Raw genomic sequence first — 11266 nt, forward strand, 5'->3', positions numbered from 1 at the left:
CACAGGTTGCCGTCCGGCGCCCAATCCATCCCCGCGATCCCGAGGAACTCCGCCGGTCCGCCGCCCATCCCGCCGATTGACCGCACGTGCCGCCCGTCCGGCGCGAACACGCGGATCTCGTGCTGCAGCGCATCGGCAATCCACACGCGGCCCATCGCGTCCAGCGCCACGTCGGAAACGTCCCCGAACGACGTCGGCCCCTCCTCCAGCTTCGCACCAATCCTGCGTTCTTCCGCGACGCGCCACGCACCACCGGGCGCCCAGAGGCCGCGCTCCGCAGCCTGGCCCTCTCCATCTCTGCCCGGCGCACAGCCCGAGAGCATTCCCACGACGGCGATCGCGAGAAGCAGGCAGGGAAAGAACGACCTGGACGATCGCGTTCGCTGCATCACGTCTGGATCGGCCGACAGGATTCCGTGCGCGTATACTCCCACCGTGTTTCCACCACCCCGTTCGCGTAGGTCGTTACGATTTCGCGGGTCGTGACGGTCCAGGTGCACTCGTAGAGCTGCTGTGCCGAGGCCGCGAGCGGCGCGCCTATGAGCAATCCGAGGCTGAAGGCCAGCCGCGCCATCCATCTGGAAACCATGTTGATCCCCACTTGCATGAGAAAAAGAGCATCAATGTGCCGCAAACGATACACGTGAAGGCGCGGCCGTATAACAGTGTTCGCGATGCGTACAGCTGTCGTAGAGACGGATTACTGCACCGCGGGCGCCGCCGGCAGCTCCACGTCGTAGTAGATCTCGCGGAGGGGGATGGAGCAGTCCACGGAGGTGAGCTCCAGCGCCGCATCCAGGCTTTCGATCGTGGACAGCGTCCAGAAGTCACCGCCGCGGACGAAGCGCTCCACGAGCACGCGGTCCTGCGCGATCAGCACGTACTCCCGCAGGGACTCGATGGAGCGGTAGTGCTGGAACTTCTCGCCGCGATCGTACGCCTCCGTCGTGGGCGAGAGCACCTCCACGATCAGCGCCGGATTGGTGAGCGTATCCAGCGCGCCATCCATGAATCGCGGCTCGCCGCACACGACGACCACGTCCGGATACGTGTAGCGCCGGCCGCCGCCGATCTGCACCCGCATGTCGCCCATGAACGGCCGGCACGGCGTTCCGCGAAGACGCGTGCGCAGCTCACCATGGACGTTGCCGGTAATGGTGACGTGCGCGATGGAGGCGCCCGTCATGGCGACGATGCGGCCGTCCAGGTACTCGCTCTTGAACTCGGCGTTGCGCTCGAGCGCGAGGTACTCTTCGGGGGTGTAGCGCGTCAGGGCAGCCGTGGCCATCTGCTCCTCTCGGACCGGGTTGCGTCCGAGTGTAAACGTGAACAGTCGAAGCGCGCAAGCGCCCGGAAACAGGCCGCAACGAATGCGCCAGCGGGCGGACGTGAACAATCCGGAACTTGTTTCCGACCCGTCAGGCGGGGCGCGGCTTCACGCGCCGGAATCGTGATTCCGGACCGCACGCCACCGCGTGAAAGCGGCCAGGGCGCCGACGGGTGCGTTCGGCGCCGCATCCGCCGTCCGTGCAGGTTGGCGCGCGGATGCGCATCTGACACGCGCACTTCGTTGACGCCTCCGGGCGGGTGGGGTAAGTTTCCCGAGCTTCAGACCATCCCCCGACAGATCCAAGCGACCTACATGGCCGACGCCCAGGAGCGACGCTCCCTCATGGACCCGCCCGAGGTGGAGCGCGTCCTCGCCCGCATGGCGGACGAGGTCGTGCAGCACACGGGCGGGAACGACCTGGTGCTGGTGGGCATCGAGCGGCGCGGCGTGCAGCTGGCCCGCCGCATGGCCCCCCTCATCGCCGAGCGCACGGGCAGCGCGCCCCTCACCGGCTCGCTGGACATCACGCTCTACCGCGACGACCTCATGACCGTGGGCCCGCGCCCCGTCGTGGGGCAGACGCGGCTGCCCACGGGCGGCATCGACGGCCGCCACCTGGTGATCGTGGACGACGTGCTGTACACGGGCCGCACCGTGCGCGCCGCACTGGACGAGCTGGCGGACTTTGGGCGGCCGGCGCGCATTCTCCTGGCCATCCTCGTCGACCGGGGCGGGCGCGAGCTGCCCATCCAGGCGGACGTGGTGGGCCAGCGGGTGGAGGTGCCCGAGGGCGGGATCGTGGAGGTGCTGGTGCCCGAGCTGGACGAGCGGCTGGGCGTGGACCTCACCTTTCGGCAGGAGGGCGCGGCCTGATGGCGCAGGGCACGCCTCCCACGTTCGGAAAGGACCTGCTGGGGCTCGAAGGCCTTACGCGGGAGCAGATCACGGCCATCCTGGACACGGCCGAGGTCTTCAAGGAGATCTCGGAGCGGCCGGTCAAGAAGGTGCCCGTGCTGCGCACCAAGACCATCGTCAACGCCTTTTTCGAGAACAGCACGCGCACCCGCGTCAGCTTCGAGTTCGCCGAAAAGCGCCTGAGCGCCGACACGGTGAACATCTCCACGGCGGGCAGCTCCGTGGCCAAGGGCGAGACGCTGGTGGACACGGCGCGCAACCTGGAAGCCATGCGCATCGACATGGTGGTCATTCGCCACCACGCGTCGGGGAGCGCGCAGTTCCTGGCGGAGCGCATTGCCAGCAGCGTCATCAACGCGGGTGACGGCAAGCACGAGCACCCCACGCAGGGGCTGCTGGACCTGATGACCATCCGCGACCACCGCGGGCCCCTGGAGGGCCTCAAGGTGTGCATCTGCGGCGACGTTCTCCATTCGCGCGTGGCGCGCAGCAACATCCACGGCCTCAAGACGATGGGCGCCGAGGTGGGCGTGTGCGGGCCGCGGACGCTCCTGCCGCCGTGCGTGGAGGAGCTGGGCGTGACGGTGTTCCGCCGCATTGAGGACGCCATCGCCTGGGCCGACGTGCTCAACGTGCTGCGCCTGCAGCTGGAGCGCATGAAGGGCGGCTTCATACCCAGCCTGCGCGAGTACAACCGCGTGTTCGGCGTCACGCGCGAGCGGGTGGACGCCGCGCCGCGCGACCTTCTCATCCTGCACCCCGGCCCCATGAACCGCGGCGTGGAGATCGACAGCGACGTGGCCGACGGGGACCATTCCGTCATCCTGCAGCAGGTGACCAACGGCGTGGCCGTGCGCATGGCCGTGCTGTACCTGCTGGCCGGCGGCGCCCCCGAGATGGCCGAGGCGGCCAAGGGAGGCGCGGCATGAAGGGCGACACGCTTCGCGTGGCGGGCCACGCGCCCGTGCTCATCCGCGGCGGCCGCGTCGTGGACCCGTCCCAACAGCTCGACGCCGTGGCGGACGTGCTCCTCGTGGACGGCCGCGTGGCGCGCGTCGGCGAGGGAATCGAGGCGCCGGAGGGCGCGGAGACCATCGACGCCGCCGGCCTCGTCGTCACCCCCGGCCTGATCGACGTGCACGTGCACCTGCGCGAGCCGGGGCAGGAGCACAAGGAGACCATCCGCAGCGGCGCCCGGGCCGCGGCGGCCGGCGGCTTTACGGCCGTCGTTGCCATGCCCAACACGGATCCGCCCATCGACTCGCCCGCGACGGTGGGCTACGTGGTGGCGGCGGGGCACCGGGCGGGCGGCGCGCGCGTCTTTCCCACGGGCTGCATCACCGTGGGGCAGGCGGGCGAGCAGCTCACGGAGTTCGGCGAGCTGGTGGACGCGGGCGCCGTGGCCGTGACGGACGATGGGCGCCCCGTGATGGGCGCGGGGATGCTGCGGATGGCGCTGGAGTACGCGCTGGCGTTCGACGTTCCCGTGGCCGTGCACGAGGAGGAGCTCACGCTCAGCCGCGGCGGCAGCATGAACGAGGGGATCATCGCCACGCGCCTGGGCCTCACGGGCATCCCCAACGAGGCCGAGGACGTGATGATTGCCCGCGACCTCATGCTGGCGGAGCTCACGGGCGGGCGGCTGCACGTGCAGCACGTGAGCACGCGGCGGGGCGTGGCGCTCATCCGCGAGGCCAAGGCGCGGGGCGTGCGCGTGACGGCGGAGGGCACGCCGCACCACTTTACGCTCACGGACGCGGCCGTGGAGGCGTACCGCACGGACGCCAAGATGAACCCGCCGCTCCGTTCCGAGGCGGACCGCGAGGCCGTGCGCCAGGGCGTGAGCGACGGCACGCTGGACGTGATCGCCACGGACCACGCGCCGCACCACTACGACGAGAAGGAGCAGGCGTTCGAGGACGCCCCCAACGGCATCGTGGGGCTGGAGACGGCGCTGGGCCTGTCCTACACGGAGCTGGTCGCGACGGGGCTGCTGGACCTGTCGGGGCTCATCGACCGGATGAGCTGCGCGCCTGCCCGGGCCATGAACCTGGACCGCATGGGGCTGGGCTCGCTGCGGGAGGGAAGCGTGGCGGACGTGACGATCATCGATCCGCGGCTGGAGTGGACGGTGGATCCCACGACCTTCCTTTCCCTCAGCCGCAACACGCCGTTCACGGGGCGCGCGCTGCGGTGCCGCGCCGTGCGGACGATCGTGGGCGGCGCGACCGTGTGGCAGGCCGACTGAAATCGATGGAAATGCAGGACTTGAAGGAGATGCCGTGAGGGAGCTGGTCCCCTATCGTTCCGCCGCGCCGCGGCTGGACCCGCGTTCGTTCTGCGGGGCGGCCACCTGGCCCCTGGTCGCCGACCTGCGCGACGACGGGCGCGAGGTCATCGGCTGCTACATGGTGCTGGAGAAGTCCAAACGCGAGACCAAAGCCGGCAAGCCGTTCCTCACGCTCATCCTGGGCGACCGCAGCGGCAGCATCGAGGCCAAGGTGTGGGACGACGCCGAGCGCCTGGACGCCGTCGTGGGCGCGGACGACGTGATCGGCGTGCGGGCGCGCGCGGGCTCGTACCAGGACAAGCTGCAGCTCACCGTGAACGTGCTGGAGCTCGTCGAGGTGGGCGACGACGACCTGGAGGTGTTCCTCCCCGCGTCGCCCCGCGACCGCCAGCAGATGTGCCGCGAGCTGGACGCGCTGGTGCAGACGGTGACGGACCTTCCGCTCCGCACGCTGCTGGTGCGGTGCGTGGGCAAGGGCACGCAGCTGGGCCGCCAGTTCCGCATCCACCCCGCCGCCAAGAAGAACCACCACGCGTACCTGGGCGGGCTGCTGGAGCACTCGCTGTCCGTGGCCCGCGCCTGCGACCGGCTGTGCGCGCACTACCGCGAGCAGGGGGCGGACCTGGACCGCGACCTGCTGGTGGCCGCGGCCCTGCTGCACGACATCGGCAAGGTCAAGGAGCTGGCCGCGCGCCGCTCGTTCAGCTACACGGACGAAGGGCAGCTGCTGGGGCACATCCTGCTGGGGCTGCAGATGGTGACGCGCGAGGCGGAGCAGATCCCCGGATTTCGCCCGGACCGCATCCTGCACCTGCAGCACCTGGTCGCCAGCCACCAGGGGCGGCTGGAGTGGGCCAGCCCCAAGGTGCCCATGACGCTGGAGGCGCTCATCCTGCATACGGCCGACGAGCTGGATGCCAAGATGAACCCGGGGATGCGCACGGTGGGCGGCCTGGCGCCGGGCGGCTGGTCGGCGTTCGACCGGCACCTGGACCGCGCGCTGTACCGTCCGCCCGCGCCGCAGTTTCCTCCCGCGGCCGCCGTGGAGCCGGTGGCCACGCAGGAGGTGGTGGAGGTGCTGATCGACATGTTTCGCGGCTGATGACGGCCGCGACCCGCCCGCAGACCGAATCCCGATGAGTGAATCCAACCCGGCCGGCGCCGTTGTCCCCGACCTGATCCGCCAGCGCGAGCAGCTCACCGGCTGGATCGCCCGGCTGGACGAGGTGGGGCCGCAGACCAGCAGTCGCGTGACGGAGCGCGTGCGCGCGGACTACGTGGAGCGCCTGCGCCGCGTGAACGAGGACCTGGCCGCGCACCGTGGCGAGATCGAGGCGGACCTGGCCCGCTTTCGCGCGGCCCTGGCCGAGGCCGAGGAGCTGCGCGGCCGCGCCGCCGACGAACTCGACGAGCTCAGCCTGCGCCACCTGATCGGCGAGCTGAGCGAGGCGCAGTGGGACGAGGCGCGCCCCGCGCTGGAGCGCCGCGTGGGCGACGCGGACGACGCCGTGGCCCGCGCCCGCCAGGAGGTGGAGCACCTGCAGCAGCTGGCGGACGACATCGCCGGGGCCGCCGCGCCCGTCCCCGCGCCGCCCGCGCCCGCCGTCACGGAAGCGCCGGCCGCGGAGGCCGCGCCGCCGCCGCTTCCCAGCATGGACGAGCCCGCCGCCCCCGCGTCCGACGAGCCGGCGCCCGCGTTCGGCGGCGCGTCGTTCGAGGCGGATACGCCGGCCGCGGAGCCGGCGCCGCAGCCCTCGATGTTCGAGGACGCGGACGACTTCGAGCCGGCGCTTCCGGCGGAGCCCGAGGCGCCCGTGCCCGCCGCCGAGGCCCCGCCGGCGGACCCGCCCGCCGCGGCGGAGGTTGCCTCGGTGGACGAGTGGGACCCGTTTGGCGGCGAGTTCGCGGCCGAGCCCAAGCAGGCCGACGCGGAAGAGGACCTGCCCTGGCTGGACGGCATCGACGAGGCGTCGCGGGGCGGCGGCTGGACCCCGCCGGCCGCGGACGAGGGGCTGGACTTTTTGCGCGAGATCGAGGAGTCCACGCGCGGGGGCGCGGCCACACCCCCCGCCTCGTCGGACCTGGGCGCGGACGACCTGGCGTTCCTGGAGGAGCTGGACCGCGCCATCGGCAGCGTGCCCACCTCCGGCGCGTCGCGCACGCCCACGCCGCCTCCGCCCGCGCAGCCGGCCTCCGCGCCGGCGGGCGGCAGCCGCGCGGAGCCCCTGCTGTGCAAGGAGTGCGGCGCCATCAACGAGCCGCACAGCTGGTACTGCGAGATCTGCGGGTCGGAGCTGTAGAACGGCAGTGCGAAAGTGCGGGAGTGCGAAAGTGCGAGAGTAACGACGAGAGCCCGCCGGCATCCGGCGGGCTCTCGTCATACCGGATCCGGAGAAAGACTCCGGTATCAACAGTCTCCTGGCAGGTCGGGAACAGCATTCTCACACGGGGCCTGCGGCCAACGGAGTCAACGGTGTTTCGGTCAGTTACCGTTACCTCCGTTGGCCGCAGGCCCCGTGTGAAATTTTCCGTAAAACCATCCCGCGCGCGTTCACCATGCGTCCGTGAAGAAGATCCTCCGCCCGCGCCGGTCAGCTGCGGGCGGGCAGTTGCGCGGCGGCGCCTCAGGATGCCGGTCCGCGCGGGATCAGCGGGCTTGCTGCGGATGGCGCGGATACACGAAAACCCCGCCGACTGCGAGAGTCGGCGGGGCATCGGGCGAGCAGATTGAACCGCGGATCAGCCGAGGGCGGCGATCCGGGCGGTCAGACGGCTCTTGGCGCGCGCGGCCTTGTTCGGATGGATGATGCGCTTGCGAGCCGCGCGATCCAGCAGCGAGGCGGCCTCGCGGAACGCAGCATTCGCCGTCTCCGCGTCATTGGCGCCACGCGCCTTCTTGAGGGCGGTGCGCAGCTTGGACCGGAACTGACGGTTGCGGTCGGCGCGGATCGCATTGGTCCGCATCCTCTTCTCGGCGGACTTGACGTTCGGCAAGGCTCTTCCTCCAACAAGAAGCGGCACCCGAAGGCACCGTTGCACGGTTCGTGTGAAAAAACAAGAAGCCGAAACTTACCCGCACCCGGCCCACCTGTCAACCCCACCCGGCCGCGAACGCCGCGCGGGCGCTCGCGTTGGCATCCCATCCCCGCGTACGGGCTTGTTTTGACAAGCTTCGCGGGCGCGCGTAGCTTGCGCGCATGAACTTTGACCTTACCGCGGTTCTCCTCGCGCTTCCCGTCCTCCTGCTGTCGCTCACGGCGCACGAATGGGGGCACGCCTGGGTCGCGCTCAAGCAGGGAGACGACACGGCATACATGCTGGGCCGGGTGACCATGAACCCGGCGGCCCACGTGGACGTCGTGGGAACGCTGCTGTTCCCCGCCATCGCCATCGGCTCGGGGCTGCCGCTGCTGGGATGGGCCAAGCCCGTGCCCACCAACCCCCGCAAGTACCGCAACTACCGGCGGGGCGACATCCTGGTTTCCATCGCGGGCGTGTGCATGAACGCCGTCCTGGCGGTGGTGTTTGCCGTGCTGCTGTTCTGGATCACCCAGCTCTCGCAGCCGGGGCAGCTGTCCGGCCCCGTGCAAAGCCTCGCGCAGATGTGCCTGTACGGCGTGGTGGGCAACGTGGGGCTCATTGTCTTCAACCTCCTGCCCATTCCGCCCCTGGACGGCTCGCACGTCTTCTACCACCTGCTGCCGGCCGCGTGGGGCGCGGAGTACCGCAAGCTGTACCCGTACGGCTTTCTGATCCTGTGGGCGCTGGTGCTTACGCGGGCGCTGACGTTCCTGTTTCCCGCCATTCGCGCGATGGCCAACGTGCTGCTGACGCCGTCTGGAATGCGGCTCTGATGGACGCGCAGGTGGTGCAGCAGGACCTGTTCGCCGTGGACCTGGAGCGCTTTCACGGCCCCCTGGACCTGCTGCTGCACCTGATCCGCAACCAGGACATCGACATCTTCGACATCCCCATCTCGCGGATCACGCAGCAGTTCCTGGAGGCCATCCGCGACCTGCGGCGGCTGGAGCTGGAGCGGGCGGGGGAGTTCCTGGAGATGGCGGCCACGCTGGTGCGCATCAAGGCGCAGATGCTGTTTCCCCGGCGCAACGACGACGACGAGGCCGAGGACCCCCGCGCCGACCTGGTGCGCCGCCTGCTGGAGTTTGAGCACTTTCGCGAGGCCGCCCGCCTGCTGGAGCGCTCGGAGCGCGAACGGGCGCGATTGTTCGCCCGCGGCTTCGTGGAGGCGCGGCCGGCGCCGAAGCTGGCGGACCTGCCGCTCGAAACGACGTGGGCGGAGGTGCAGGGCGCCATGACGGCGCTGGTGGAGCGGCTGAACGCGCCCGAGACCATTCACCACGTGCGCGGGCGCGAGGTGAAGATGGAGGACAAGATCCACGAGATCCTGGGCGCCCTGGAGCAGGCCCGGCGCGTGGAGTTCGCCCACCTGGTGGCGCCGTGGGGCACGCGCATCCACGCCGTGACCACGCTGCTGGCCTCGCTGGAGCTGGCCAAGCGCAGCATGGTGCGGGTACGCCAGGTGTCGCCGTTCTCGTCGCTGTGGATCTACCGCGCGCGCGAGCTCCGGCCCGAGGCGCCGGAAGCGGCCGAGGCCTCGTGATCCGCGCCAGCCGCGTGATCGAGGCGCTGCTCTTTGCCAGCGAAAGCCCGCTGGCGCCCGCGGACCTGGCCCGCGCGGACGAGAGCCTGGACGAGGAGCGGGTGGAGGCGGCCATTGCCGAGCTGCGGGCGGAGTACGACCGCGAGGCGCGCGCGTTCACCATCTTCGAGGTGGGCGGGGGCTTTCAGCTCCTCACGCGGCCGGAGTTCGCGCCCGTGCTGGAGCGCTTCGACTCCGTGCCGGGGGCGCAGCGGCTCAGCGGCCCCGCGCTGGAGACGCTGGCCATCATCGCCTATCGGCAGCCCGTGGGGCGCGCGGAGGTGGAGGAGATCCGCGGGGTGGGCGCCGGCGGCGTGCTCAAGACGCTGCAGGAGCGGGGATTGATCGAGGTGGTGGGACGCAGCGAGGCGCTGGGGCGCCCGCTGCTGTACGGGACGACGCAGTTCTTTTTGCAGCACTTTGGCTTTCGGCACCTGGACGACCTGCCGCGGTCGGAGGAGCTGCCCGTGGTGCTTGCCCGGCGGGACGAACGGAAGGATACCGAAGCATGAAGCGGCCTGGGTTTCTCAAGCGCGGCGAGAAGGTTCGCCTGCAGACCTTTCTCGCCCGGTCGGGGATCGCCTCCCGGCGCGCGGCCGAGGAGATGATCACGCACGGCCGCATTGCCGTGAACGGCGACACCGTCACGGCCATGGGGCTGCAGGTGGTGCCCGGCGTGGACCGCGTGGAGGTGGACGGCGAGGAGGTAAAGGTCGCCCCCACCACGTGGCTGGCGCTGCACAAGCCCACGGGCTACGTGACCACGCGCACGGACCCGTTCGGCCGGCGCACCGTCTACGACCTGCTGCCGGACAAGTACCACGGCCTGTTCCACGTGGGCCGCCTGGACCGCGACAGCGAGGGCCTGCTGCTGCTGACCAACGACGGCGACCTGGCCAACCGCTTTCTGCACCCGTCGTTCGGCATCACCAAGGAGTACGACGTGATCGTGACGGGCAAGCCGTCCGACGCCGTGCTCCGCGAGCTGGTGGAAGGCGTGGAGCTGGAGGACGGCGTGGCGAAGGCCGAGTCCGCCAAGCTCATCGGTCCGGCCGGCAACGGGCAGTCGCGGCTCAAGATGGTGCTGCGCGAGGGCAAGAAGCGCGAGGTGCGGCGGATGCTGGAGGCCCTGGGCCACGAGGTCACGCGCCTGGTGCGCCGCCGCTTTGGGCCCATCGACCTGGCGGAGCTGCCCAGCGGCAAGTGGCGGATCGTGGCGCCGGAGGAGCTGTCGCACGTGCGCGACGCGGGCGCGGAGAAGGTGCCCGCCCGCGCCGCGCGTCCGTCGCGCGACGCGTCCGACGCGGAGACGCCCAGGCGCGCCAAGGCGGCCGCGCACGACGCACACAACCGCTACGGCGACGAGCCGGGCAAGCGTCACGGCAAGCCCGCCGCGAAGGGCAAGGCGGAGGCGCCGCGCGGCCGTTCGGCGGATCGGGACGAGGAGTATCGTCCCCGGCGCGAGTCCGTCGCCGGCGAGCGGAAACCGGCCCGGCCGGCGGCGAAGTCCACCCGTCCGGCGGGGAAGTCCGCGCGGCCCGCGTTCGATGCGGATGCGCCGCGCAAGCGTCCCGCGGCCAGGTCCGCCCGGCCGTCGTTCGATATCGATGCTGATGCGCCGCCGCGCAAGCGTCCCGCCGCGTCACGCCCTCGGCCGAACGACGAGTTCGCCGATTGGGCCGCCGCGCCGCGCATCCGCTCCAGCGAGGACGAGCAGCCCGCGCGCGGCGCCCGCGGCGGCGACCGCACGCGCCCCTCTCGTCCCCGCGGCGACGGTGACGAGCGTCGCCCGGCGCCGCGTGGCAAGGCGGGACCGCGCGATCGCGCATCGGGCGGATTCGACCGCGAGGAGCGCACGGCCTCGCCGCGCGGGCGCTTCGGCGGCGAGGACCGCCCGACGCGCGATCGCGGCGACGGTGACGAGCGTCGGCCGGCGCCGCGCGGCAAGGCGGGACCGCGCGATCGTGCGTCTGGCGGATTCGACCGCGCGGAGCGCGCGTCCGCTCCGCGCGGGCGCTTCGGCGGCGAGGACCGGCCCACGCGCGATCGCGGCGACGGTGACGAGCGT

Annotated in this window: 11 protein-coding genes and 1 pseudogene; 9 read left to right on the forward strand and 3 right to left on the reverse strand. The window is 71.3% G+C overall.

The features are described from left to right. Together VFZ20_RS26335 and VFZ20_RS26340 are read right to left on the reverse strand one after the other, a co-directional pair. A pseudogene (locus VFZ20_RS26335) lies at positions 1-500 on the reverse strand (hypothetical protein); the annotation flags it as partial. Between the two features lie 200 nt (positions 501-700). Next, on the reverse strand, positions 701-1288 hold the full coding sequence (locus VFZ20_RS26340; protein WP_329686947.1) for a Uma2 family endonuclease: 588 nt from the start codon (positions 1286-1288) through the stop codon (positions 701-703). A gap of 354 nt (positions 1289-1642) precedes the next feature. Here VFZ20_RS26340 and pyrR point away from each other — a divergent pair, with 354 nt between their 5' ends. The 5 genes from pyrR to VFZ20_RS26365 are packed head-to-tail and all read left to right on the forward strand — an operon-like array spanning position 1643 to position 6835. After that, positions 1643-2203, forward strand: a complete 561-nt coding sequence (gene pyrR / locus VFZ20_RS26345) for a bifunctional pyr operon transcriptional regulator/uracil phosphoribosyltransferase PyrR (protein ID WP_329686948.1) — start codon at positions 1643-1645, stop codon at positions 2201-2203. Further along, positions 2203-3174, forward strand: coding sequence for an aspartate carbamoyltransferase catalytic subunit (locus VFZ20_RS26350; protein ID WP_329686949.1), 972 nt, complete (start codon positions 2203-2205; stop codon positions 3172-3174). The genes pyrR and VFZ20_RS26350 overlap by 1 nt, the downstream gene beginning before the upstream one ends. Continuing rightward, on the forward strand, positions 3171-4493 hold the full coding sequence (locus tag VFZ20_RS26355; RefSeq protein ID WP_329686950.1) for a dihydroorotase: 1323 nt from the start codon (positions 3171-3173) through the stop codon (positions 4491-4493). Before VFZ20_RS26350 ends, VFZ20_RS26355 begins: the two co-directional genes overlap by 4 nt. Positions 4494-4527: 34 nt before the next feature. Beyond that, positions 4528-5637 carry a 3'-5' exoribonuclease YhaM family protein gene (locus tag VFZ20_RS26360; RefSeq protein ID WP_329686951.1) on the forward strand — a complete coding sequence of 370 codons (1110 nt, stop codon included), beginning with the start codon at positions 4528-4530 and terminating at the stop codon, positions 5635-5637. A gap of 34 nt (positions 5638-5671) precedes the next feature. Next, positions 5672-6835, forward strand: coding sequence for a hypothetical protein (locus VFZ20_RS26365; RefSeq protein WP_329686952.1), 1164 nt, complete (start codon positions 5672-5674; stop codon positions 6833-6835). A 439-nt stretch (positions 6836-7274) separates the two neighbouring features. Here VFZ20_RS26365 and rpsT read toward each other — a convergent pair whose 3' ends face one another. Continuing rightward, positions 7275-7529 carry a 30S ribosomal protein S20 gene (rpsT, locus tag VFZ20_RS26370; protein ID WP_329686953.1) on the reverse strand — a complete coding sequence of 85 codons (255 nt, stop codon included), beginning with the start codon at positions 7527-7529 and terminating at the stop codon, positions 7275-7277. 203 nt (positions 7530-7732) lie between these two features. Between rpsT and VFZ20_RS26375 the strand changes: the two genes are divergently transcribed. The 4 genes from VFZ20_RS26375 to VFZ20_RS26390 all read left to right on the forward strand — a co-directional run. Then, complete coding sequence (locus VFZ20_RS26375; RefSeq protein WP_329686954.1) at positions 7733-8389, forward strand: site-2 protease family protein; 657 nt, start codon at positions 7733-7735, stop codon at positions 8387-8389. After that, a complete protein-coding gene (locus tag VFZ20_RS26380; RefSeq protein ID WP_329686955.1) occupies positions 8389-9159 on the forward strand; it encodes a segregation and condensation protein A in 771 nt (256 codons plus the stop codon). Before VFZ20_RS26375 ends, VFZ20_RS26380 begins: the two co-directional genes overlap by 1 nt. After that, a complete protein-coding gene (gene scpB, locus VFZ20_RS26385) occupies positions 9156-9710 on the forward strand; it encodes an SMC-Scp complex subunit ScpB (RefSeq protein WP_329686956.1) in 555 nt (184 codons plus the stop codon). The genes VFZ20_RS26380 and scpB overlap by 4 nt, the downstream gene beginning before the upstream one ends. Beyond that, on the forward strand, positions 9707-11266 hold a 1560-nt coding region (locus VFZ20_RS26390; protein ID WP_329686957.1), incomplete at its 3' end, for a pseudouridine synthase. The genes scpB and VFZ20_RS26390, both read left to right, overlap by 4 nt.

The organism is Longimicrobium sp., assembly GCF_036280135.1.
Taxonomy (GTDB): domain Bacteria; phylum Gemmatimonadota; class Gemmatimonadetes; order Longimicrobiales; family Longimicrobiaceae; genus Longimicrobium.